Origin of the sequence: Pantoea sp. sgz302252 (assembly GCF_042610525.1) — a bacterium.
In the GTDB taxonomy this organism is placed as follows: Bacteria; Pseudomonadota; Gammaproteobacteria; order Enterobacterales; family Enterobacteriaceae; genus Erwinia.
Genome location: NZ_JBHDVM010000006.1, coordinates 335,693 through 360,001, shown reverse-complemented (window position 1 = coordinate 360,001; position 24,309 = coordinate 335,693). Strand labels below are relative to the sequence as shown.

Below are 24,309 nucleotides of genomic sequence, written 5' to 3'. Positions count from 1 at the left end.
GTTGCTTTTCGCTGTCGACTAAAAATGCTCGATCAGGGTGCGGCTGATAATTTCATCCTGCACTTCTTTACACAGCTCCACGAAATAGGCGCTGTAGCCAGCGACGCGAACGATCAGGTCACGATATTTTTCCGGCTCCTGCTGCGCTTTTTTCAGCACTTCGTTATCGACGTAGCTGAACTGCATCTGCCCGTTACCCAAAATCGAAGCGGTGCGCAGCAGCGTGATCAGTCCCTGGCGGCCTTCCGGCGTATCCAGTAATCCCTTAAGGAACTTGAAGTTGTGCACCATGCCGATATTCATGGATTCGACGTTCATCTTGCTGACCGATTTGATAATCGCAGTCGGGCCCTGCTTGTCCGCGCCCTGGGTCGGGCTGATGCCGTCGGAGAGCGGCTGCCAGGCCAGGCGGCCATTTGGCGTGGCGTTGGTCAGTTCGCCTATCGGCGTGTTATTGGAAATGGAAAGCGTGCCGTGGCTGAGCGTGGAGTAAAGCATTTTGTATTTGCGGCACTCTTTCTCAGTCCATTCGGTAATATCCAGCGCATAGCGATCGACATCGTCGTTATCGTTGCCATATTTCGGCGCGTTCAGGCAGTCGCGGCGCAGCGCGTCATAGCCGACAAAGTTCGCCAGCAGCGCATCGCGGATCTGCTCCAGGGTGTATTTTTTATCCTCATACACCAGCTTGCGGATGGCGACGAGCGAGTCGACATAGGTAGCCAGCCCGGAAAAAATCAGGCCCGGCCCGTGGTTAATAACGGCGCCGCCAGCGGCCACGTCTTTGCCGCTCTCCATGCAACCCTCCACCAGCAACGACATCAGCGGTTTAGGCGCTACGTCGCGGTGGACGCGCTGGCTGATCACCGTGCCGATCGCCGAGAGGCGTACAATATGGGCGATCTGCTTTTTCACCGCCGCATCAAAGTCCTCGAAAGTGCGCAGCTCGCCCAGATCGCCGGTATCCAATCCCTGATAGCTGTCGAACAGCACCATCCGTCCACGGTTAAGCACAAACTCTATCGCGATCGGCCACTGGGTATAGCCGGTTGAAGTCCACTGATAGATACGGCCCGATTTCTGCGGCTCTACGCAGCCCATCAGGCAGTAGTCGCGGGCATCCTCAAAGTCGAAGCCTTTACGCAGCATCATCTTGATATGGGAATCGTCAAAATGGCAGGCCGGGAAGCCCATGCCCGCTTTCACCACATCAACGATCTTCTCCATATATTCCTGCGGCGACTGGTTATGGATGCGGCAGGCCAGTGAGGGCTGGTAAACCTTAACGAAGCGCACCGCATCCATAATCAGGTACGTCAGCTCGTTACAGGCATCGCCGCCGGATCGTTTTTGGCCGCCGACGGTCAGGTTAATAAACGGCTGGTAGCCTGCGAAATATTTCGCGCCCGCTTCGCTGGACATCCACATCAGTTCGGCGCACTTGATAATAAACGCCTGCATCAGCTCCAGCGCCCGATCCCGGCTCAGGCGGCCTTCGCGGATATCCGCTTCATACAGCGGGTAGCAGTACTGATCGAGACGCCCCAGCGACAGCCCGGTCTGGTTCTCTTCAATCTCGAACAGGGATTCGACCGTCCAGATGCTTTGCAATGCTTCCTGCAGCGTTTTCGGCGGATTAGCCGGGACATTTTCGTTAACGTCGGCAATCGTCAACAGTTCGGCGCGTCGCTGGGCGTTCTGTTCGTTGGCCGCCAGCTCGCGGGCGCGGGCGGCGATACGGTGCGCATAATTGACCACGCCTTCGCAGGTTTCTATCGCGGCTTTATAGAAGTAAATCCGATCGATATCTTCCGGGTTCTCCATGCTCAGCGTGGCCAATTGCGCCAGCGCGTCGGCCTTGATGCCGTTCATTCCTTTGGTAAACAGCAGGACGTCATAGCCTGGACAGGTATCGCCGCCGCCGTTTATCTGATGATAGGAGAGGTCGCTGACAAAGGTTTCGCCGCTGAATGACCAGACGCCCGCTTCGCGATATTGCGCTTCGCAGATCTCATCCAGCGAGCGGCCTTCCCAGAAAGGCACAATCTCTTCACGAATGGTTTTTTTATCTTCTTCGCTGATTTCAAACGGATCCTGCGGACGTGTGCTCATGGTATCCAGCTCGTCGCGTACCCAGCGCCAGGCGATATCCGGCGAGAAAGCGCCAGCGCGCGGTTTGCCGCAGGGATGGCCGACGATCAGCTCTTGATCCTGTATCAGGATTGGCGCGGTTTCGCAGGCGTGACGGAAAGCTTTGGCGCGCAGTAAAATCGTTGGCATGCCCGGGTTAGCTTTCGTGACTTCCGTAAAGGCCAGCGCGCGCCAGATTGACACACTTGGCCTGACCTGAAGATATTGGTCGCGCAGATGCTGTATACGGGGCGTTAGTCCGGCCATTGTCCGTGACGCAGGCGGCACTGAAGCCTTTTTCCGTTCGCCCTGATACAGACGTACCGAAATATTTTTCGCGCCCAGATTGTAATGAGCGGCAAGGAACAGTGCGGAAAGGTCGTTGATAACCACGCTGCCGTCATCCAGGCTGGCGCCCTGCGGCAAAGCATCGAACATCGGATAGCCGTCGATAGCGTAGGCGGCGCGGACTTCACTCAGCTGCGCCAGCTTAAACCACAGACATTCAACGATTTCATATGCTTGCTGAGGCGTTAGCCTGCCGCTGTCGATATCGCGTTGATACCATGGCAGGAGTGCTTTATCCACGCCTTCGGGGTTAACGGCGTAGCTGCCGTTATCGAGCTGCAACGCCAGCTGCAACAGATAAAATGCCTGGCAGGCTTCCTTAAAGTTTCGCGCAGGCAAGCCCGGTACGTGATGCAGCATTGCGGCGGCCTCGCGAAGCTCCGCCTGGCGGTATGGGTTATCTTCAGCAGCGGCAAGCTTTTCAGCCTCGCGGGCCAGATTTTGCGCCAGCACAAGCAGGGCATCGCAGGCGTAAATCGCCGCGCGGCAGGCGTTAGCTTCTTCCATGCCGCTACGGCTGACGGCGCTGCCGAGTGCGCGCATTTTTTCTTCTATTTGCTGCTTAATCGCCAGCACGCCTTTTTCAACAACAAGCTTATAGTCTGGCGAGTCCGGTTCGTCTTTCAGGCTAAGGAAGCGGAACACGGAAGGGCGCTGTAACGCAGTTTCATCATGGAAAATAACGCCGTGCGGCTTAGCGGTCTGGTTGCCGACAATCAGCTCATCGACGCTGACGCTGAGCGGTAGCTGGCGCATCAGCTCATAAAAGCGGCGCGCGGGTTTGATCGCGGCGGGCACGCCAGCGATATCGCCGTCAAGGGTGCTCAGAATGCGCGCATGTTCGCTGCACAACATGGTTTTTTGGGCAAGTTGCCGTTCCGCCAGCACGCCGACGCGTGGTGTCAGGTTGTAATGTGCCATAAGGTTCTCCTGATGCTTATATCAATAGCCCTGAGCGGCCGGGCCGTCCTGGCTGCCTGTCCACGCCTGCCGGTAAAGGTGGGTTAAGGTTTCGGCGTCCGGCGTACGTGGATTGCCAGGCGTACAGCCGTCGCGCAGCGCCTGGTTGACCAGCTCCGGCAGCCGCTGTTCAAAATCAGCGTCGTTAATGCCGACGTCGCGGATGCCGCCCGGCATAGCCATCTCGTCTTTTAGGGTGCGGATCGCGGTCAGCAGACTGGCGACGCCCTGGTGCGTGCTGTCGGCAGGCAGCCCCAGCAGCTGTGCCAGCCGGGCATATTTACGTGCCGCTTCGGTATCCCGCGCCTCGCCAGCGTTCCAGCCAACGACCTCCGCCATCAGCAAGGCATTAGCGCGGCCATGAGGAATACGAAAAATACCGCCAAGCGCGTGCGCCAGACTGTGTGTGATCCCCAGCGAGGCATTGGTAAACGCAATGCCCGCCATACAAGAGGCGTTATGCATTTTTTCCCGTGCCTGCTGGTTATTGCCGCTGCGCCAGCAGGCGGGCAGATAGCGAAACACCAGCTGCACCGCTTTCTCCGCCAGCGCGTCGGTAAAATCGCTGGCCGTACGGGAAACGTAGGCTTCCAGCGCGTGGCACAGCACATCCATTCCGGTATCGGCAGTGATGGCTGGCGGCACGGATAGCGTCAGCGAAGGATCGAGAACGGCGATATCCGGCAGCAGCGAAGGATCCACCAGCACTAATTTTTCGACGCCTGCTTTCACCACCGAAAAGGCAGTAACTTCCGAACCGGTACCGCTGGTGGTCGGGATGGCGATAAAACAGGGACGCCCGCGCGGTGTAGCCGAACGCATCTGCGCGAGGGCGAAGATCACCGCTTTGGCTGCATCGATCACCGAGCCGCCGCCCAGCGCGACCACCAGATCCGGGTAGCTGGCATCCATTAACTTCATGCCGCGCACGACGGTGGCGATATCAGGATCGGCTACTACGTCGTCCCAGATCTGAAAGGCGATGCCGCGCTGGCGCCAGATTCGGGTTACGCGGTCGGCCAGGCCGAATTCGATCATCGCCTTATCCGTTACCAGCAGCGCGCTGCGTGCCGACTGCTGTTCCAGGATGCCGAGCGCATCCTCACCAAAGCGAATCCGGGGTTTCAGCAAAAATTCACTCATTGGATTATTTTCTCCTCAGCGATCCCGAAAAACGTTCTCGACAATGGCCACCACCGACATAGCCCGATAACGTTCGCTGTTTAATGCGAAATACTCTTCCGCCAGCACAATGTCATGTAAGCCCGCGCCAACATGGTCAACGGCGACCCAGCTCTTGTCCTTCATCGGCTGTTGGTTATCATCCAGCCGGGCGATCAGCAGCAGATTGCTGCCGCGCAGCTCATCGCATTTTTGCGTGGCGACCACATAACCGGTTACCTTTGCGAGAATCATGGTTTTATCGCCTCATAGCCGTGCGTTAATCGTTCAGGCGCGCCAGCGCCTGGCGAATCAGACGCTCTACGTTTTGCTCGCCAATCTCTTCCGGGGCTGCGGCGCTAAACCGATCGTCTGCCGTTGGGCCATTGTTGGCGGCAAGAGAGCGAAAACGCGTATCCTCAAGGATGCTTTGGCGCGAATCGTTCGCCGGAACCATAGGGGCTGGCTGCGGTTCCGCATGGCTGGCGGAAGGCGAGCGCAACTCTTCAATAGAGCGCACGCCGTAGCCTACTTTGCGGATATTAAGCAGGTTCATCGGCCCGACATTGTCAGAGCTGGAACCGCCGCCGACAGCGCCGCAGCCAAGCGTCAGCGCGGGCGCAAGATTGGTTGTCGCGCCAATGCCGCCCAGCGCGGCCGGGGTATTGATCAGAATACGATTAACAGGTTTTTCCAGGCTGAACTGCCGGATAACTTCCTGGTTGCGGGTATGAATAACCAGCGTATGCCCCAGGCCTTCATTGGTCAGTAGCTCTACTACGCGACGGCAGGCGCTTTGCCAGTCCTGCTCCACGTAGAGGCCGAGCACCGGACACAGCTTTTCGCGAGAGTAGGGGTTATGACGGGAAACCTCGGTCTGTTCGGCAATCAACACTTTGGTGCCTGCCGGCACGCTGAAACCGGCCATCCGGCTCAGATCGGCGGCGGTCTTGCCCACCGTTTTGGGATTGATAGTGCCGCCAGGCCGCAGCAGCAGGGCCGCTATGCTGTCCGCTTCGCCTGCGCTCATCAGCCAGGCACCCTGTGCTTTCAGCTCGCGGAGCGTCTCATCGTAAATAGCTCGTTCGACGATAATTGACTGTTCGGAAGCGCAAATCACCCCGTTATCGAAGGTTTTGCTGGTGATAATATCGCTTACCGCCTGCCGGATATCGGCGCTGCGTTCGATAAATGCCGGGCCATTGCCAGGTCCGCCGCTGATGGTCGGCGTGCCGGAAGCGTAGGCTGCGCGCACCATGCCTTCGCCACCGGTCGCCAGAATCAGCGAAACCTCTTTGCAGTGCATCAGCTCAGAGGTGGCTTCCAGCGTCAGCTCGGTGACGCCGCTGACGCAGCCCGCCGGAGCGCCTGCGGCCTCTGCGGCGCGCCGCACGATATCAATCGCTTTCCAGCTGCACTCGCGGGCGCCCGGATGCGGCGAAAAGATAATGGCGTTACCGGCCTTCAGCGCGATCAGCGTTTTGTAAAAGATGGTTGAGGTTGGGTTCGTCGAGGGCACCAGCGCGCAAATCACGCCCAGAGGCACGGCCACGTCCATGACCTTTTGCGCCGTATCTTCATGGATGATACCGACGGTTTTCACTTCTTTAATGGTGCCGTAGACGCGCAGCGAGGCAAAGCGATTCTTTAACACTTTGTCCTGCCAGTTGCCGAATCCCGTCTCTTCGGCGGCCATTTTTGCCAGCGCTTCCGCGTGGTGAGCTGCTTCGTGAGCCACATTCTTAACGATGGCGTCGATTTGCTGCTGTGAAAAAGTGGCCAGCGTGGCCTGGGCCTTTTTAGCATTACGCGCCAGTTCTCGCGCATGCTGGCGTGAGCGGAGGTCGTTATCCAGTTCTGTCATGAATCAATCCTTAATCAGGCTTAAAAAGGGGCGGAAGCCGCGTCCTGTCAGGTTATGCCCGATGCTTTGCAGCGATTTTTTCGATATCGTTGTGCGGCCGCGCGATAACGCGGCTGGTGACTACTTCGCCAACGCGTTTCGCCGCCTCAACGCCGGAATCCACCGCCGCTTTTACCGCGCCGACATCGCCTTTCACCATGGCGGTCACCAGACCGGAGCCGACGTTTTCATAGCCGATCAGCTCGACGTTGGCGGCTTTACACATCGCGTCCGCCGCCTCAATACAGGCCGCCAGGCCTTTGGTTTCAATTAAACCAAGCGCTTCTTTCATCGTGCTTTCCCCTTACTCCGCCACTTTGTACTGCGCGACAATTTTGTTGATGTCGCCATGCGGGCGGGCGATAACCAGTGAAGTCACTACTTCGCCAATGCGCTGGGCGGCTTCCACGCCGGAATCTACCGCTGCCTTCACCGCGCCAACATCACCTTTCACCATGGCAGTCACCAGACCGGAGCCGACATTTTCATAGCCGATCAGCTCGACGTTGGCGGCTTTGCACATTGCATCCGCTGCGCCAATACAGGCCACCAGGCCTTTGGTTTCAATCAAACCTAATGCGTCACCCATTTGCGTTCTCCTGGCCTCAGGCCTTGTGTTTTATGACGATTTTGTTGATGTCGTTATGCGGACGGGCAATCACCAGCGAGGTCACTACTTCGCCAATGCGCTGCGCCGATTCCACGCCGGAATCCACCGCTGCTTTCACCGCGCCGACATCGCCTTTCACCATGGCGGTCACCAGACCGGAGCCGACGTTTTCATAGCCGATCAGCTCGACATTGGCGGCTTTACACATCGCGTCCGCCGCTTCAATGCAGGCCACCAGGCCTTTGGTTTCGATTAGTCCTAATGCGTCACCCATGTATTTTCCTCCCGGAACAGTTTTTCGAGTAGAAAGGCTGCCCGCACAACGGCGTCAATATGCGGACAGCAGCGTTCCGGGCCACTATAGGGGAAGAATGCTTGTGAGGAATTTAAAATTAAATTCACCTTATTTTTAGATTTTTGTTCTGCTATTTAGCTTTTATTAGCGCTGTAATAAGTTATTTGTGCTTTTTATTAGCGAGTGATAAGACAAGCATAAAGCGTGATTTAGCCTTTCCGGACGATAGCGGGATGATGTTATTTTTGTGTTTATTAATTGCTAAAAGAGGGAGGCAAAGCCCACCGTTAACTGTGGCGCCGGTCGACTTTTCCGTGGAAGGCTAAGGGCAAAAAGTGCGGTTTTAGACAAGGGCAAAGCTGAGGAAGCCTAATTGAATTCGCTGCCGAACTGCAGCGAGCAGATATAGAGCGGAGAGTTGATGGAGCTGAGCAGCAGGGCGCGGTCGTTCAGCTTGCGGGCATTGAGAAACAGGCCGTCATGGCTGTCGGACATTTCCCGCATAAAGTAGTCGAAGAGAATATCCGGCGATTCGTCGATAGAAGAGGCGCTGGCCTGCCATTTATCGATAGAGTAATGACGCTCGCTGGCTGAAATACGCTTGCTCTTCCAGGTAAAGTTAACGTAGCGCTGCAGATAGAGCCAGCCAGCAGCGGAATCCGTATAGCCTTCCACCACCAGTGACCCCTTGCCGTCTGCGGCAAAGTTAAAATGGACACTGCCGTTGATATTTTCGTTTTCCATATTTTCGAAGCGCATAATCGCTTTAGCGCTGCAGCGCATCACGCCGGTATGCTGCTGGGGAAGCAGTCGCCAGACGCAGAGTCCGACGGCGCCAAGCAATACCAGCCCGGAAAGGGCAAAGACTTTACGCGGCGCGAGTCTCATGTTGCCTTCCAGGCATAGTAAAAATAGCTGGCGCAATAGCTGAAGGGATCGTCTTTATTCGCGGCGCAGTGGGCAAGAAAAACGCGTCCAAGATTGTCGGGCTGCAGCTTTTCGCCATAAAAAAAGACAAAACGCTCGCCAGGTTTGCAGTCAAGCTTCAGCCGCTGGCGCACGTTGGTAAAGTTTTTACCTCTGGCGGCGACAGGGCCGGAACGCAGCATATCTTCGCTTTCCAGCAGCACGCACTGGCCATACTCTGTGCGGGTCAGGGCAACGGAAGGGGCATCGCCGCTGCCCGCAAAGCTGAAAAATAGCAGTAGCAGCGCCAGCAGAAACAGAAAGGCGCTGGCCATATACCAGCAGACGGGACAGGGGCGAAGCGACTGTGGCTGATGCTCTGCCGCTGGCGGAGCGCTGATTTCCTGCCTCGGCGGCGGTTCTGTTCCGGGCGGATCATCCAGCGCTTCAATAGCAATAGCCGGGTTTAGCTGTAGGTGGCCGCGCGAAATGGTAAGGATGATGTTGTCGATCTGGTAATGGCGGAAGGTTTTGCGCAGCATGCTCAGATATTGATTGAGATTGCTGTTGGAGGAGGTCAGCCCGTTGTCATCCCAGACTTTTTTCAGGATCTCTTCGCGACAAACCACGCCCCGGTTGCAAAGGAAAAAATAGAGCAGCGCGCTGGCGGTGATCGAGAGCTGGCTGTCCGGCTCGTTGCTGCCCGGTAGCGTTAACGTGCCGTCCGTCGCGTTGTAAATAAGGCTGGCGTTAAGGGAGTAGCGCATTAAAGTCTCGTCCGTGCAAAAGCGTCGCTGGCCGGGACAAACCACCATTGACGCTGGCCTCCGGCAAAATGTCAGGCTTACATAGGCCGCATCATACCGAGCAACGGAGCAGGGAATATGATCGCTATCAAGGAGAAAGGGAGACGGCGAAAGGGAATGCCAGTAATGCGTCCAGGCTCACAATTTACCGCTGCCGGGAGCGGTCAAAAGCGTGGTTCCCGGCTATCGGCGTAAGGAAAATCTTACTCCATTAAGGTTGCGCGGCCAAAAGCGCCGATCCACTGCTGCTCAAACTGCTCTACGGCGGCGGCTACCGCAGGCGCAGAAAAAATCTGCCCGGCGACATCCAGCGGCAAGGTAATAGCACCGCAGCCAGCCAGCATACAATCCAGCGCCTGGCGCGGCGTTTTAAAGCTGGCGGCCAGCACCACGGATGAGGGCGCGTGCAGCCTCAGCAACTGCTGAAGATCTTTTACCGTCTGGATCCCGCTGCCGCCCTGAGCATCAATACGGTTAACGTAAGGCGCAATATACTCTGCGCCAGCCAGCGCCGAAAACAAGCCCTGCGCCGCGCCATACACGGCCGTACCCAGCGTCGGCACGCCTTCTTTTTTAAGCAGTTTAAGCGCCGCCAAACCTTCTGCCGTAACCGGGATCTTCACCACCAAATCGGGAATGATTGCGCGCAGCTGCAGCGCTTCTTTCACCATCTCCTCTGCCCGTGAAGCAATAACCTGCGCAAAGAGTTTTCCCTCGCCGTTCAGCGCTTCCTGCAGTTCAGGCAACAGTGTCGCCAGCGGCTTTTTTCCGCCGGCGACAATAGCCGGATTGGTCGTTACGCCTGCCAGCGGCAGGACGCGAGCCAGGCGCTTTACTGCCTCTACGTCGGAGGTATCAAGATAAAGTTCCATACCAACTCCTTAACTCTTTTGTGAGCTGAAACCAGATTTACAAAGATTATCCCGCCTGCGGTTTTTTTTATTGCTCAGGGTCAATATTACTTTCTTTCGAAAGTTATTTAATTTTCGTACGTAAGCATTGAGGGGCAGGCGATGATTTTTAATATCCAGCGTTACTCTACGCATGACGGGCCAGGCATCCGTACCGTCGTCTTTTTAAAAGGCTGCTCGCTACGGTGCCGCTGGTGTCAGAACCCGGAGAGCTATTCGCGGCGTCAGGAAGTGCTGTTTGACGCGCGGCTCTGTTTACAGGACTGCGAACTTTGTCAGCAGGCCGCTCCGCAGGCTATTACCCGACAGCATGAACAGATGGACATTTTCCGTGAAAAGCTACAGCCGCAGGATTTAGCGGCGCTGGAAAACTGTTGCCCGACGCAGGCGCTGACAATCTGCGGAGAAGAGAAAAGCGCAGCGGAAATCATGGCGGTGGTCAGGCGCGATAAACCCTTTTACGAGCGTAGCGCGGGCGGCATGACCTTATCGGGCGGCGAACCTTTTATGCAGCCCCGACTGGCGGAAGCGCTGCTGCGCGCCAGTCATCAGGAGGGCATCCATACGGCGGTAGAAACCTGCCTGCATGTGCCATGGCACGCTATTGCGCCCAGCCTGCCTTATAGCGATCTCTTTCTGGCCGATCTGAAGCATACCGATGAAGTGAAATTTCAGGCCTGGACCAAAGGCTCGGCAAAACGCGTGCTGACTAATTTGCGTAAAGTCGCGGCAGCCAACAAGCCGATGATTATTCGCGTACCGCTGATCCTAGGCTTCAATGCGGATCGGCAATCCCTGCAACAGATTGTTGATTTCGCGGCTGGTGAGCTGCAGGTCAGCGAGATCCACATACTTCCCTATCACACGCTGGGCAGAAGCAAATATGCCTTACTTGACCAACCTTATCTTGCGCCGGATAAGCCGCTGACCTGTGAAAAAGTTATCGATTTTGCGCGAACCTACGCAGAGCGGCGAGGCCTTAAGACCCTGTTAAGAGGATAAAGCGATGACCGTACTTAATCTTGATACCCTGAACGATCGTATCCGCAAACACAAAGAAGCTTTGATTCATATTGCTAAGCCGCCCATTTGTACTGAACGGGCGCGACACTACAGCAAAATTTACCAGGAACAGCAGGATAAACCAGTGCCGGTGCGCCGCGCGCTGGCGCTGGCCCATCATCTTGCGGAACGTACTATCTGGATCCGGCACGATGAGCTGATCGTGGGCAATCAGGCGAGCAAAGTACGAGCCGCGCCGATCTTTCCTGAATATACCGTTTCGTGGATCGAAAAAGAGATCGACGATCTTGCGGATCGTCCGGGCGCGGGTTTCACGGTAACGGAAGAAGATAAACTCGTTTTACATGAGATTTGCCCGTGGTGGCGCGGCCAAACCGTGCAGGATCGCTGCTACGGCATGTTTACCGATGAGCAAAAAGCGTTGCTGGCAACCGGCATTATTAAAGCAGAAGGCAATATGACTTCCGGTGATGCGCATCTGGCGGTAAATTTCCCGCTGCTGCTGGAAAAAGGCCTGGATGGCCTGCTGGAAAAGGTAGCGATGCGCCGGGCTGAAATCGATTTGACCCGGCTGGAAGACCTGCACGGCGAACAATTTTTGAAAGCTATTGCTATTGTTTTACAGGCCGTCAGCGAGCATATCAGCCGTTACGCCAGCCTGGCCCGCGCAATGGCGGAAAGCGAAAACAGAGCCGAACGCCGGAAGGAGCTGCTGGCTATCGCGGAAAACTGCGAAGTCATCGCCCATCGGCCGCCGGAAACCTTCTGGCAGGCGCTGCAGCTTTGCTACTTTATTCAGCTGATTCTGCAAATTGAATCCAACGGGCATTCGGTTTCATTTGGCCGTATGGATCAATATCTTTATCCGTGGTATCGCCGCGATGTGGAGTTGCAGCAGCACATTAGCCGCGAACAGGCGATTGAGCTGCTGCAAAGCTGCTGGCTCAAGCTGCTGGAGATCAATAAAATTCGTTCCGGCTCGCACTCTAAAGCCTCTGCGGGCAGTCCGCTTTACCAGAACGTCACCATCGGCGGCCAGAACCTGATTGCGGGCAAAGCACAGGATGCCGTTAACCCGCTCTCTTACGTCATTCTTGAATCCTGCGGCCGTCTGCGCTCGACTCAGCCTAACCTTAGCGTGCGCTATCATGCTGGCATCAGCGACGACTTTCTGGATGCGTGTGTGCAGGTAATCCGCTGCGGTTTCGGCATGCCGGCGTTTAATAACGATGAGATCGTTATTCCGGCATTTAGTAAGCTGGGTATTGAGCCGGAAGATGCTTACCAGTACGCCGCCATTGGCTGTATTGAAACCGCCGTTGGCGGTAAATGGGGCTATCGCTGCACCGGTATGAGCTTTATCAATTTCGCGCGCGTGATGCTGGCGTCGTTGGAAGGCGGGCGGGACGCCACCAGTGGCCAAACATTTTTGCCGCAGGAAAAAGCACTTTCGACAGGTAATTTCGCCAGTTTTGACGAAGTCATATCAGCCTGGGACAGGCAGATCCGTTACTACACGCGCAAATCGATAGAAATCGAATATGTAGTGGATACGGTGCTGGAAGAAAACGCGCACGATATTCTCTGCTCGGCGCTGGTGGATAGCTGCATTGAGCGGGCGAAGAGCATCAAGCAGGGCGGCGCTAAGTATGACTGGGTCTCTGGCTTACAGGTCGGTATCGCCAATCTGGGCAACAGTCTGGCAGCGGTAAAAAAATTGGTTTTTGAACAGGGCGCTGTCGCGCAGCAGGCGCTGGCAGAGGCGCTGGCGACCAATTTTGACGGCCTGAACGGCGAGCAGTTACGCCAGAGGCTGGTGAACGGCACGCCAAAATATGGCAACGATGACGACTATGTGGATGAGCTACTGACGCGCGCTTACCAGACCTATATTAACGAGCTGCAAAATTACGTGAATCCACGCTTTGGCCGTGGGCCCATCGGCGGCCGTTACTATGCGGGTACCTCTTCTATTTCAGCTAACGTGCCTTTTGGCGCGCAGACTATGGCGATGCCGGACGGACGCAGAGCCGGTACGCCGCTGGCGGAAGGCGCCAGCCCGGCTTCGGGAACCGATCGCCTGGGGCCGACGGCGGTTATCAGCTCAGTCAGCAAGCTGCCCACCGAAGCGATTCTGGGCGGCGTGCTGCTGAATCAAAAGCTCAATCCCGCCACGCTGGATAATCCGGGCGATCGGCAAAAGCTGATGATGCTGCTGCGAACCTTTTTTGAAGAGCATAAAGGCTGGCATATTCAGTACAATATTGTCTCGCGTGAAACGCTGCTTGCCGCTAAAGCAAAACCGGAGGCCTGGCGTGATTTAGTGGTGCGTGTCGCCGGTTATTCCGCGTTCTTTACCGCGCTTTCGCCGGATGCGCAGGACGATATTATCGCCCGTACTGAACATATGCTGTAACGTCCCGAAAGGCCGGTTCCGTCAGGCGGAGCCGGCCTTTTGTATTGGTACACTCACTGTGGAAACAGGATTTTTACCTTTTCTGTATCGCCACGCGGCCCGCATAGCCCGGCGCTGCGCTTACGTACTCCTCACGCGCCATCCAGCGGTAGCAGCCTGCCGCCAGCGCGACGCCAATAAACCAGCTGAAGTTAGCTACCTCGCGCAGCGAAGGCGTAAAACTTATTATCAGCCCGATGAGTACCGAAGGCAGCAGCGCGGCGATCGCTTTAGGGTTAAAGCCGCCGCGATACCAGTATTTCCCCTGCGGCGTGGCGTTAAAGAGATCGTCCGTGGAAATTTGTCCGCGCTTAATCAGATAGAAATCGCACAGCAGAATGCCGAACAAGGGGCCGATAAAGGCGCCCAGCACATCCAGCGTATAGTGGATCAGCTCCGGCGACTGAAACAGATTCCACGGCGTCAGCAGCACTGAGCCCACTGCGGCAATCATCCCGCCAGCCCGAAAGCTGATTTTCTGCGGCGAACAGTTAGAAAAATCAAAAGCGGGCGAAACGAAGTTGGCAACTATATTAATACCGATAGTGGCGGTGATCATGGTCAGCAAACCTACCGCTACCGCTAAATCGCTGCCTACGCGGCTGACCGTTTCAATAGGGTCGGTAATCATATGGCCAAACAGCGACTGCGTGCCGGAGACGATCACCACAGTTACCACAGAAAAAAGCAGAAAGTTAAACGGTAAACCCCAGCGATTGCCGCGGCGAATAGCCTGCATGCTTTTGCCGTAGCGGGCGAAATCGCCAAAATTAAGCAGCGGGCCGGAAAAATAGGACACGACCAGCGCCGTGGCGGTAATCATCTGCCAGAGCTGCTGGCTGCCGCTTAGCTGCTTAGTGGAAAGCGTAAAGGAAATACCATCGAAGCCGGTCTTGTATACAATCCATCCCGCCAGCGCAACCATCACTACATAGACCGCCGGGCCAGCTACATCGATAAAACGCTTGATAGCGTTCATGCCGTGCCAGAACACCAGCGCCTGAGCCAGCCACATAAAACCAAAGCAGATCCAGCCAAGCTGCGACAGGCCGAGCCAGGAAACCTGCGTCATGGGCGCCAGCGCAGGCCAGAACTTTAAGGACACCAGCATCAGCGCGTTCGCGGCCAGATAAGTCTGGATGCCATACCAGGCGAAAGCGATCAGGCCACGGATCACGGCCGGGATATTGGCGCCGAACACGCCAAAAGCCTGACGGCAGACAACGGCGTAAGGGACGCCTGTCATCTGGCTGGGCTTAGCCACCAGATTAGCGAAAAGCTGCACAATGCAAATTCCCGCCAGCAGGCAAATCAGCACCTGCCAGCTGGCCAGCCCAAGCGTAAAGAAGCTGGCCGCCACGACATAACCGCCCATACTGTGCACGTCCGACATCCAGAAAGAGAAAATGTTGTACCAGCTCCAGTTCTGCTCGCGTGTCGGAGCCAGATCTTCATTGCATAACCGCGGACTATAGCTGGCGCGAGCCTGTTCTGCTGACGCCGGAGAAATATTTAGACTCTTTGGCATGAAACCTGCTCCTCAACAATTAACTGACGATCAAACGAGTTACCGGAGGTATTGCAGGATCCAGGCCAGAAACTGAATTCATGTATACAATGCGAAGAAATAATGTGTACGATTTGCAGCAAGATAAACCTGAATGGACCAGGAAATGAAAAGTGAAACCGGCCTGAAAACGGCTTGCGGCCTGAATGATAAAGATGAACTTATCTATCAGGCGCTGATGAAAGCGATGGTAGAACGCCAGCTGCCGCCGGGTAGTAAACTGCCGGAAGAAGCGCTCTCGGAAGTCTTCGGCGTCAGCCGTACCGGCATTCGTAAAGTGTTGACGCGCCTTGCGGCGGTGCAGATGGTTGTTTTAACGCCCAAACGTGGTGCACAGGTGGCGAAGCCTTCCGTGGAGGAGTCGCAGGATATCTTTCGCACTCGCGAATTGCTTGAATGCGCCAATCTGCCCGCAGTGCTGTCGCGCTGTCAGTCTACGCACCTGGCTGCGCTGAAAAAGCTGATTGGCCAGGAGCAGCAGGCGCATGAAGAGCGCGACGGCCCGGCGGCGATCCGGCTTTCCGCCGCTTTTCATATCCAGCTACAGGCCATCTCCGGCAATCAGGTGCTGACTGAACTGGTCACCCGGCTGACTCAACGCTCTTCGCTGGTTATTGCTGCCTGGGGCAGGCCCTGGCAGCAGGGCTGCCGCTGCGACGATCATGGGCATTTGGTCGAGCTGTTAAGCCAAAAGAATCTGGTTTCGCTTACTGAAGCTATGCGGCAACATTTTGCGCATATAGCGGCGAGCCTGCACTTTGAGAGCGGCGGCGAGACGCTGCCGGACTTTGCCAGCCTGTTTGCCGGTTTTGGAGAAAGAAATGTCGGTTAGCCAGCTTATTCAGGTAATCAACCCCAATACCAGCCTGGCGATGACGGAAACTATTGGCGAGGCGGCGCGTGCTGTGGCTTCGCCAGGCATAGAAATTTTGGCGGTTTGCCCGGCGGAAGGCGTGCCGTCAATCGAAGGCCACTTTGACGAAGCGGTTGCCGCTATTGGCGTACTTGAACAGGTCAAGGCCGGACGCGAACAGGGCGTATGCGGGCATGTTATCGCCTGCTTTGGCGATCCGGGGCTGCTGGCCGCACGCGAACTGGCCACTGGCCCGGTGATTGGTATCGCCGAAGCGGCAATGCATATGGCCACCATGGTCGCGACTCGCTTTTCTGTGGTGACAACTTTGCCAAGAACGGTGATTATCGCGCGTCATCTGTTGCAGCAGTACGGTTTTGAACATCATTGCGCCGCGCTGCATGCTATCGATCTGCCGGTGCTGGCGCTGGAAGACGGCACTGGGCTGGCGCAGGAAAAAGTGCGCGAGCGCTGCATCAGGGCGAAAAAAGAGGACGGCAGCGGCGCCATTGTCCTGGGCTGCGGCGGCATGGCTATGCTGGCGCGCGAACTGACGCAGGAGCTGGGGATGCCGGTGATTGACGGCGTAGGCGCAGCGGTAAAGATGGTCGAATCGCTGGTGGCGCTGGGGCTCTCGACCAGCAAGCAGGGCGATCTGGACTATCCGGTGCGAAAAACCCTGTCGGGTCACTTTAAGCGCCTAAACTAAGTTAACTTGCTCTGGAACAGGACTGCGATCATGACCGATGCTGATGAAAAAAAAGAGTATAGCTTCAATAAAAATTATCCCCGCGATCTGATCGGCTATGCTGGCAAACCGCCGCATGCGGCCTGGCCAGATAATGCGCGTATCGCCGTGCAGTTTGTTCTGAACTATGAAGAAGGCGCGGAAAACAGCGTGCTACATGGTGATGCCGGTTCCGAACAGTTCTTATCGGATATTATCGGCGCGGCCAGCTATCCTGAACGGCATATGTCGATGGAGTCACTGTACGAATATGGCTCACGCGCCGGTTTCTGGCGTATTCATCATGAATTTCAAAAACGCGGCCTGCCGCTGAGCGTCTTTGGCGTGGCAATGGCGCTGGCGCGTCATCCGGAAATCGTCGAGGCGATTAAAAACGCCGACTATGATGTGGTCAGTCATGGCTGGCGTTGGATCCACTATCAGGCAATGGACGCAAAAAACGAACGTCAGCATATGCAGCAGGCAGTAGAGACACTGACCGAACTTTTCGGCAAGGCGCCGACCGGCTGGTATACAGGACGCGACAGCCCAAATACGCGCAGGCTGGTAGTGGAACAGGGGGGATTTACCTATGACAGCGACTATTACGGTGACGATTTGCCGTTCTGGACTAAAGTGACCTGTCAGGACGGCACGGTGAAGCCGCATCTGATTATTCCCTATACACTAGAGACCAACGATATGCGTTTTGCCACGCCACAGGGCTTTAATACGGCGGAGCAATTTTATACCTATCTGAAAGACAGCTTCGATGTGCTGTATGAAGAAGGTGAAACCTCGCCGAAGATGCTTTCCATCGGCATGCACTGCCGTCTGCTGGGGCGGCCGGGCCGTTTCCGGGCGCTGCAACGTTTCCTGGACTATATCCAGCAGCACGACAGAGTCTGGATCTGCACGCGGCAGCAGATTGCCGAACACTGGATCAACACACACCCGGCACCGCAAGAGTAAAAGCCGGTTTAGCGCCTGTTTTTTAAGATGGCCCGCGAAATCCGGCCATCTTTTAACTTTTGTAATAACAAAGTATCCGTAATTAAATAAACTTTGCCAACAAATTTATAATGCCTCTATGGAAGTTTTTTTTACGCTGGTGCGGCTAAAAGCGGCTGTGTTACATGCCGTTTCATTATTTTTATGAGCCGGATTCCGGTTTGTAATAAAGGGCCAATGTCAGAGATGAGCGGTATTGACGTAGTAAAGTAGAGCATTATAGTGGGCGGAAGCTGGCTACCACGATGAAAAAAATAATGTGGTAAAAAGAAGCGGCGTTGTTGTTTAAAGATAAAGGGTAAGGATAAACGGGGCTGTGGCGTAAATTTACCGTCGGAGCTTCAAATTTTAGCAAAACAGCAGAGGCATAAGGAGGGCTGGGAAATGGGCAGGAGGCTAAAAGCAAAGCAAAAAAAGAGCAGTAAAAGCTATCCCTGTTCCGATGGGGTTATCAGGAACAGTAGCATTGACGGAGGCGCTATGTTTGGGTTCAGAGTGGCAAGACTGGAATCAGATGTCGATAACGTGAAAAAAGATATCCATAAAATCAAGGTTGATCTGCGTGAGATACGTAAAGATCTTACGTGTGAGACTACCAGCCTGAGGCAAGGTTTTGTAAAAGAAACCACGACCCTGAGAAAAGAAGCCAAAACGGATTTTCGCCTGCTTTTTAGCGCGATTATATTTGTGGCGCTTGGGCTGGCCGGTATTATAGCTAAAGGTTTTCACTGGTTTTAATGGTCTGCTGAAAATAGCAAGTCAAAAATAAGGTCTGATACAGAAAGCATTTTTAGGGTTTTTCAGGCGCGTTAATATTGATGCTGGTTTATTTTTAAAGCCACTAGCTAAGCTCATCCTGTTATTGAATGCAGTAACAAGCAGAAAAAAAATGTAAGCGTGGCGGGTAAAACGTGGGCGCTTATTGACCGGGGCGCTGTTTTTATCTGTCGTTCAGCAAGAGCTCTTTTATAGGGGCACAGGCTCAACTATAAACCCGGCGGGGCGCGGCGTCCGCTTTGATAAGCAGAGCGGACGCGCACCAGCAGCCCTTTTCCTTAGCTCATCAGGCTGACCTGAGCGGCGACAATTCGCCAGCCTTCGGGCAGCTTTATCCAGGTCTGCTGCTGGCGGCCGATTTTATCCGTGCCTTCACGCGTAAATTCGGTACTGCATACCGCGCAGTCATCGCCAAACGTGGTGATAACCGTATTGCGCAGCTGGCGATCCAGTCCTTTTGCAGGTCGTGCGGCACGAAAAGCGCGAATGGCCTCAATACCGTAAAGATTTTCTCCGGCGCCCAGCCGCACGGTGCGCTCATCGTGCCAGAAAAGCTCGTCGAGCACGGCGGTATCGTTGCCGGTCAGCGCCTGCTCATAGCGGTAAAAGGCGGCGGTCACTTCCGCCAGTACCGCTGGCGTATTGATTTGGTTTTTCATACGGCAAAAGCTCCTGCGACCGGGGCTTTGGCGATGCCCATTTTTTCCAGCGTCCAGGCTGCGCGCAAGCAGGCTTCTTCTCTGAAGGGGGCGGCAATAAGCTGCAGGCCGATCGGCATGCCGTCCGGCGTTTGTAGCGGCACGGTTGTTACCGGCAGGCCAAGGAAAGAGACAGGCTGCGTCAGCATGCCCATACTGGCGCGAATAGGGAGATCGCTGTCGTTAATGCGCATCGTTTCCTGCCCAATGGGCGTGGCGCTGGCAGGCGTGGCAGGCGCAATCAGCACGTCAAAGTGTGTGAACAGCGGCAGCACCTGCTCGCGAAAATAGTGGCGAAAGCGCTGTGCCTGCACGTACCAGGCCGAAGGCGTCATCGCGCCAGCCAGCAGGCGCTCGCGTGACAGCGGTTCAAAACGTTCCGGCTGCGTACGCAGGGCGGGCAGATAAGCGTTGCCGCCTTCAGCTGCGGTAAGGATAAACGCGGCGGTACGGGCCAGCGCGGCCTCCGGCATCAGAACCTCTTCCTGCGCGTTCAGCGCTTTTGCTGCCACAGCTACCGCCGCGCGCGCTTTATCATCGCACCAGGTTTGAAAATAACCGCCCAGCACGCCACAGCGCAGGCCTTTGGCTCCCTGTTGCAACAGGCAATGCGCAGGCTGCACGGCTTTTTCCGCCTGAAAACCATCCTGCGGATCGCGGCCCTGTAGCGCATCGTATACCAACGCCAGATCTTCGGTGGTTCGGGCAAACGGGCCAATGTGATCCAGACTGGCGACAAAGGGCTGGCTGCCGCTGCGCGACAGACGGCCAAAGGTTGGCTTCAGACCAAAAATGCCGCACAGCGAGGCGGGCACGCGGATGGAACCGTTGGTGTCCGTCCCCAGCGAGAAATGCACCAGCCCGGAAGCAACCGCCGCCGCCGATCCGCCAGAAGATCCGCCAGCGATGCGCTGCAAATCATGAGGGTTACGGGTAGCGCCGTAATGGCTGTTTTCGGTGGTAAAACCATAGGCATAGGCATCCATATTCAGCATGCCGGAAAGCAGCGCGCCCGCTTCGCTTAGTTTGCGCACCGCCCAACTGTCTTCCCTGGCTGCCTGCCGATCGCTGAACAGGCTGGCGCCTGCCAGCGTAGTATGCCCGGCAACATCAAAAAGATTTTTCACGGCATAAGGCACCGCCGCCAGCGCAGGCAGAGGCCGATCTTCCCGGCGCAGCCGATCCAGACGATCGGCCTCGCTCAGCATGCGATCCCGGGTAACGCTGGTCCAGGCATTGATCTGCGGGTTGGTTTGCTCGATCTTATTGAGGGTCTGCTGCGCAATCTCACGGGCGCTCAGCTCGCCTTTAAGCAGGGCGGCCTGGAGTTCAGCAATAGACAAGGCGCTGAGCGTCATAATTTATATACCCCCGCGACTTCCTGCCGGTCGTCCAGAGGAAAAGCCATCAGCGGTTCGGCCATATCGGCGATGCGGGAAAACTGCGTCAGCAGCTCGCCGCGGCGCTGATCATCCAGCGTCAGGCCCAGCGCCTGCTCCATAAGTGCGAGATAAGCCGCCCAGTCGATTGCGGTTTCTTTCATTTTTTTCTCCTGTTAAAAACCGGCAGCGCTGCCGTTGCTGCGGGGATCGCAGGCGCCTTCCAGCATACCGTTGGTGTGGCGGACGATAGCGCCCGCGTGGCCGACCGCCTCGCTGAAATCAGGCAGAGCCTCAACCTCATGCCCCAGCTCGCGCAAGCGGGTAAAGGTTTCGGGCGAAAAGCGGCCTTCCAGCTTCAGAGAATCGGAGGTCTGGCCCCAGGTTCGTCCGAGTAGCCAGCGCGGCGCGCTGACGCACTGCTGCAGCGGCATGTTTTGCACCACATGACGGGTAAAAATGGCCGCCTGGGTTTGCGGCTGTCCATCACCGCCCATAGAGCCGTAGACCATAGTGCGGCCATCGTTCAGCCGCGCGGCGGCGGGATTGAGCGTATGAAAAGGCTGCTTGCCCGGCGCTAAAGCCAGCAGATGCGCCGGATCCAGGCTAAAGGCCGCGCCGCGATTCTGCCAGGTGATGCCGGTGCCGGGGATCACCACGCCGCTGCCAAATTCGTGATAGATGCTTTGAATAAAAGAGACGGCCAGGCCGCTGCTGTCCATTACGCCCATCCATACCGTATCGCCAGGCCCTTTGCCGGTGCCCCAGGGCGCAGCGTGGTGGTCACTGATTTCGCTTGCCAGTGTTGCCAGCCGATCGGAATCGAGCAGCGCCTGCATCTCGTCGCGCATATGCAGCGGATCGGTGATATAGCGATCGCGCAGCCCGAAAGCCAGCTTGGTCGCTTCCACGATACGATGGATGGTCTGCGCCTCGTCCGCTTGCGCCATCTGCAAACGGTCGGTAATGCCGAGGATCGCCAGCGACACCAGGCCCTGGGTCGGCGGCGTCATGTTGAAAACTTCGCCATATTCATGGCGGAGGCTTAAAGGTTTGCGGCGTTTTGCCCGCTGATTATTAAGATCTTCCAGCGTAATCGGCATACCCAGCGCGGACATTTCGCTGGCCAGCTTGTTCGCCAGCGAGCCGCGATAGAAGCTTTCCAGGCCTTCTTCCGTCAGCATACCCAGCGTGGCGGCGAGTTCCGGCTGGGTAAAGCGGCTACCTGCGCGCGGCACTTCGCCGTCCGGCAGAAAGGTAGCGGCAAAACCGGGCTGCATTGCCAGCTCATGATATTTACTGGCGGTAGCGGCTGCCTGCGACTGCGTTACGGGAATGCCGTCCGCTGCATAGCGGATAGCGTCGGCCAGCAGTCGCGAAAGCGGCATAACGGCGCTGTCGGACTCTTTCGCCACGGCCAGCGCTTCTGCCCAGCCGCTAACCGTTCCCGCCACGGTCAGTGCCGCTTTCGGCCCGCGGTGAGGGATAGCAGCCGCGCCCTCGTAAAAAGCAAAGTCGGCCAGCGAACCCGCAGCGCCGCTGGCGTCAATAGCTACCGGCTCGCCCTGTGGCGGCACGATTAGCCAGAAGCCATCGCCGCCAAGGCCGTTCATATGCGGATAAACCACGGCGATAGTAGCGGCCGCCGCAACCATAGCCTCGATAGCGTTGCCACCTTCCCGCAGGACGGCCAGCGCGCTTTCGCTGGCAAGATGGTGAGGTGTCACGGCCATGCCGAGCGGTGCGATATTGCTCTGAATCATCAGGATCTCACTGTGGGTCATGAATAGTTGAGTCAAGCAAGAGCCGTTCCACTTTGGCAGGCTCAGCCGGTTAAGCGTTAAAAGCGTGCAGGACACAGCAGGAAAAATTTGTTTGGCAGGCACGCTATTTGTATAGTCCCTGAAACTAAAGTTACCAGAGCTCAGGTTATGAAGCAGCTTGATGAACGTCTGAAAAGCCACTATCCGCAGCTGTCGCCGCAGGAACAGCGGGCGGCGGATTTTATCTTCGATCATTTCGACGATTTGATTAGCTATAACAGCGCTGAGCTGGCGCGCCTCAGCGGCGTATCCAAAGCTACCGTCAGCCGCCTGTTTAAGCGACTGGGCTACGAAAAATACCGCGATATGCGCGATGAACTGCGTGTTCTGCGTCAGAGCGGCATGCCGCTGGCGGATAACCGCGATGCGGTACAGGGCAATACTTTACTGGCGCGCCATTACAAGCAGGAGATGGCGAACCTGACGCAGTGGGTTAATCAGCTGGATGCGGCCCAGTTCAGCGAGGTGGTGCAGAAGTTGGCGACCAGCAGGCGTGTTTATATCGTCGGCATGCGCAACTCCTGGCCGGTAGCGCTGCACTTTCGCCAGCAGTTGCTCCAGGCACGCGGCGAGGTAATGATCGTGCCGCAGCCGGGACAAACGCTGGCGGAAGAGCTGCCGGATATGACGCCGGACGACATCGTAGTCACTATCGCCTTTCGCCGCCGGCCGCGCATTATCAAGCCGTTGTTACAACAGCTTCAGCAAAGCGGCATTCCCACGCTGGTGATCTGCGAGCCCCAGGCGCAGGCGATTCTGGCGCTGGCACGCTGGCGGCTTTGCGCACCACTGGACAGCGTGTCCGCTTTCGATAGCTACGCCTGCGCCAACAGCCTGATTAATTTACTGACCAACGCGCTGCTGCATGAGCTGCTGAGCAAAGGACGCCAGCGCATCCATCATATTGCCGATCTCTATAGCCAGCTGGACGAGCTGGAACAACGCTGACAGGGCACCATTTTGGTGCTTTGCTTTATTTCAGGGCAGCGGCGAAGCCAGATTAAAAACGCTTTCCGGCCCGCTACCCCATCTTTTCTATCTCTTCTTATTGTCTGGTTTTAAGGGTTTTTTTTTCTTATTTTGCCAGGGATACGGTTTTTTTTGCGGCTGGCACATTAGTTGCAAATGCTTTTTTCAGGAATCTTTCGTTTCATCTTGTGTTGACCGGGGAAGAAAAAAATGAAAAAAGCATTACTGATGTTAGCCAGCGCAGCCCTGATTTTTACGCATGCCGTAAAAGCGGATCAGCTACAGGATATTGAAAAGCGCGGCGTACTGCGCGTGGCCGTACCCCAGGATTTTCCGCCCTTTGGTTCTGTAGGCACCGATCTGCAACCGCAGGGTTACGATATTGATATGGCCAAATACCTGGCGAAACAGCTGAAACTTAAGTTGCAGCTGGTGCCGGTGACCAGCGCCAATCGCGTGCCTTATCTGCAAACCGACAAGGTAGATTTGGTGATCTCCAGCCTCGGCAAAAATCCTGAACGCGAAAAAGTTATCGCTTTCAGCCGCGCCTATGCGCCTTTTTTCCTGGGCGTATTTGGGCCGAAAGACGCGGCGCTAAAAGATGCGGCGGCGCTGAGCGGCAAATCAATCGGCGTCACCCGCGGCGCAGTAGAAGACATGGTGCTGAGCGATGCTGCGCCAAAAGATGCGCAGCTGAAACGCTATGAGGACAACAACACCACGCTTTCCGCTTATCTCTCGGGGCAGGTGCAATATGTGGCAACCGGCAACCTGGTGGTAGCGGCGATCGCCCGCCAGAACGCCGATAAAGCGCCGGTAGCGAAATTTATGCTGAAGGATTCACCGTGCTTTATCGGCATGCGGAAAAATGAGCCGACGCTAAAAGCGAAGGTGGACGCGCTGATCGACCAGGCAGTGAAAGATAAGACGCTGGACGGGCTGTCGCAGCAGTGGCTGAAAGCGCCGTTGCCGGCCGATTTCAGCGCGTAAGGCGGCA

Annotated in this window: 23 protein-coding genes; 8 read left to right on the top strand and 15 right to left on the bottom strand. The window is 56.2% G+C overall.

Features of this window, described 5'->3' with window-relative positions:
* Positions 1-18: 18 nt before the first annotated feature.
* The 10 genes from cutC to fsa all read right to left on the bottom strand — a co-directional run bounded on the left by cutC (position 19) and on the right by fsa (position 9,991).
* Positions 19-3,399: a choline trimethylamine-lyase gene (cutC, locus tag ACETPC_RS13925; protein WP_380182190.1), complete on the bottom strand. Its 3,381-nt coding sequence runs from the start codon at positions 3,397-3,399 to the stop codon at positions 19-21.
* A gap of 21 nt (positions 3,400-3,420) precedes the next feature.
* Positions 3,421-4,581 (bottom strand): 1-propanol dehydrogenase PduQ, encoded by a 1,161-nt coding sequence (locus ACETPC_RS13920; protein ID WP_380182188.1) that lies wholly within the window; start codon positions 4,579-4,581, stop codon positions 3,421-3,423.
* A gap of 15 nt (positions 4,582-4,596) precedes the next feature.
* Positions 4,597-4,854, bottom strand: coding sequence for a EutN/CcmL family microcompartment protein (locus ACETPC_RS13915; protein ID WP_380182186.1), 258 nt, complete (start codon positions 4,852-4,854; stop codon positions 4,597-4,599).
* Between the two features lie 25 nt (positions 4,855-4,879).
* Positions 4,880-6,463 (bottom strand): acetaldehyde dehydrogenase (acetylating), encoded by a 1,584-nt coding sequence (locus ACETPC_RS13910; protein ID WP_380182184.1) that lies wholly within the window; start codon positions 6,461-6,463, stop codon positions 4,880-4,882.
* A gap of 52 nt (positions 6,464-6,515) precedes the next feature.
* A complete protein-coding gene (locus ACETPC_RS13905; protein WP_380182182.1) occupies positions 6,516-6,794 on the bottom strand; it encodes a BMC domain-containing protein in 279 nt (92 codons plus the stop codon).
* A 12-nt stretch (positions 6,795-6,806) separates the two neighbouring features.
* Positions 6,807-7,091 carry a BMC domain-containing protein gene (locus ACETPC_RS13900; protein ID WP_380182180.1) on the bottom strand — a complete coding sequence of 95 codons (285 nt, stop codon included), beginning with the start codon at positions 7,089-7,091 and terminating at the stop codon, positions 6,807-6,809.
* A gap of 16 nt (positions 7,092-7,107) precedes the next feature.
* On the bottom strand, positions 7,108-7,386 hold the full coding sequence (locus tag ACETPC_RS13895) for a BMC domain-containing protein (RefSeq protein ID WP_001540796.1): 279 nt from the start codon (positions 7,384-7,386) through the stop codon (positions 7,108-7,110).
* Positions 7,387-7,776: 390 nt separating this feature from the next.
* Positions 7,777-8,295, bottom strand: a complete 519-nt coding sequence (locus tag ACETPC_RS13890) for a FidL-like protein (RefSeq protein WP_380182178.1) — start codon at positions 8,293-8,295, stop codon at positions 7,777-7,779.
* A complete protein-coding gene (locus tag ACETPC_RS13885) occupies positions 8,292-9,080 on the bottom strand; it encodes a transcriptional regulator (protein ID WP_380182176.1) in 789 nt (262 codons plus the stop codon). The genes ACETPC_RS13890 and ACETPC_RS13885 overlap by 4 nt, the downstream gene beginning before the upstream one ends.
* A 242-nt stretch (positions 9,081-9,322) precedes the next feature.
* Entirely contained in the window at positions 9,323-9,991 is a 669-nt protein-coding gene (gene fsa, locus ACETPC_RS13880) for a fructose-6-phosphate aldolase (RefSeq protein ID WP_380182174.1), read from the bottom strand.
* A 141-nt stretch (positions 9,992-10,132) separates the two neighbouring features.
* Between fsa and ACETPC_RS13875 the strand changes: the two genes are divergently transcribed.
* Together ACETPC_RS13875 and ACETPC_RS13870 are read left to right on the top strand one after the other, a co-directional pair.
* Positions 10,133-11,032, top strand: coding sequence for a glycyl-radical enzyme activating protein (locus ACETPC_RS13875; RefSeq protein WP_380182172.1), 900 nt, complete (start codon positions 10,133-10,135; stop codon positions 11,030-11,032).
* Positions 11,033-11,036: 4 nt separating this feature from the next.
* Entirely contained in the window at positions 11,037-13,469 is a 2,433-nt protein-coding gene (locus tag ACETPC_RS13870; RefSeq protein WP_380182170.1) for a formate C-acetyltransferase/glycerol dehydratase family glycyl radical enzyme, read from the top strand.
* 73 nt (positions 13,470-13,542) lie between these two features.
* Here ACETPC_RS13870 and ACETPC_RS13865 read toward each other — a convergent pair whose 3' ends face one another.
* Complete coding sequence (locus tag ACETPC_RS13865; protein ID WP_380182168.1) at positions 13,543-15,036, bottom strand: NCS1 family nucleobase:cation symporter-1; 1,494 nt, start codon at positions 15,034-15,036, stop codon at positions 13,543-13,545.
* 145 nt (positions 15,037-15,181) lie between these two features.
* Here ACETPC_RS13865 and ACETPC_RS13860 point away from each other — a divergent pair, with 145 nt between their 5' ends.
* The 4 genes from ACETPC_RS13860 (at position 15,182) to ACETPC_RS13845 (ending at position 18,404) form a co-directional block, all read left to right on the top strand.
* Positions 15,182-15,907, top strand: a complete 726-nt coding sequence (locus tag ACETPC_RS13860) for a GntR family transcriptional regulator (RefSeq protein ID WP_380182166.1) — start codon at positions 15,182-15,184, stop codon at positions 15,905-15,907.
* Positions 15,897-16,637: an allantoin racemase gene (hpxA, locus tag ACETPC_RS13855; RefSeq protein WP_380182164.1), complete on the top strand. Its 741-nt coding sequence runs from the start codon at positions 15,897-15,899 to the stop codon at positions 16,635-16,637. The genes ACETPC_RS13860 and hpxA overlap by 11 nt, the downstream gene beginning before the upstream one ends.
* A gap of 30 nt (positions 16,638-16,667) precedes the next feature.
* Positions 16,668-17,627, top strand: a complete 960-nt coding sequence (puuE, locus tag ACETPC_RS13850; RefSeq protein ID WP_380182162.1) for an allantoinase PuuE — start codon at positions 16,668-16,670, stop codon at positions 17,625-17,627.
* Between the two features lie 423 nt (positions 17,628-18,050).
* A complete protein-coding gene (locus ACETPC_RS13845) occupies positions 18,051-18,404 on the top strand; it encodes a hypothetical protein (RefSeq protein ID WP_380182160.1) in 354 nt (117 codons plus the stop codon).
* Positions 18,405-18,721: 317 nt separating this feature from the next.
* On the opposite strand, the gene hpxZ is transcribed toward ACETPC_RS13845, so the two are convergent.
* Genes hpxZ through ACETPC_RS13825 form a run of 4 tightly spaced genes read right to left on the bottom strand, consistent with a single transcriptional unit; the run spans position 18,722 to position 22,283 of the window.
* Entirely contained in the window at positions 18,722-19,102 is a 381-nt protein-coding gene (gene hpxZ / locus ACETPC_RS13840; protein WP_380182159.1) for an oxalurate catabolism protein HpxZ, read from the bottom strand.
* Positions 19,099-20,499, bottom strand: a complete 1,401-nt coding sequence (locus tag ACETPC_RS13835; protein ID WP_380182157.1) for an AtzE family amidohydrolase — start codon at positions 20,497-20,499, stop codon at positions 19,099-19,101. The genes hpxZ and ACETPC_RS13835 overlap by 4 nt, the downstream gene beginning before the upstream one ends.
* Positions 20,496-20,684 (bottom strand): oxalurate catabolism protein HpxX, encoded by a 189-nt coding sequence (hpxX, locus tag ACETPC_RS13830; RefSeq protein WP_380182156.1) that lies wholly within the window; start codon positions 20,682-20,684, stop codon positions 20,496-20,498. Before hpxX ends, ACETPC_RS13835 begins: the two co-directional genes overlap by 4 nt.
* 12 nt (positions 20,685-20,696) lie before the next feature.
* Positions 20,697-22,283, bottom strand: coding sequence for a gamma-glutamyltransferase family protein (locus tag ACETPC_RS13825; RefSeq protein WP_380182234.1), 1,587 nt, complete (start codon positions 22,281-22,283; stop codon positions 20,697-20,699).
* A gap of 168 nt (positions 22,284-22,451) precedes the next feature.
* Here ACETPC_RS13825 and hpxU point away from each other — a divergent pair, with 168 nt between their 5' ends.
* Together hpxU and ACETPC_RS13815 are read left to right on the top strand one after the other, a co-directional pair.
* Positions 22,452-23,291: a MurR/RpiR family transcriptional regulator HpxU gene (gene hpxU / locus ACETPC_RS13820; protein WP_380182154.1), complete on the top strand. Its 840-nt coding sequence runs from the start codon at positions 22,452-22,454 to the stop codon at positions 23,289-23,291.
* 231 nt (positions 23,292-23,522) lie between these two features.
* Positions 23,523-24,302 carry a transporter substrate-binding domain-containing protein gene (locus ACETPC_RS13815; RefSeq protein ID WP_380182153.1) on the top strand — a complete coding sequence of 260 codons (780 nt, stop codon included), beginning with the start codon at positions 23,523-23,525 and terminating at the stop codon, positions 24,300-24,302.
* Positions 24,303-24,309: the final 7 nt, after the last annotated feature.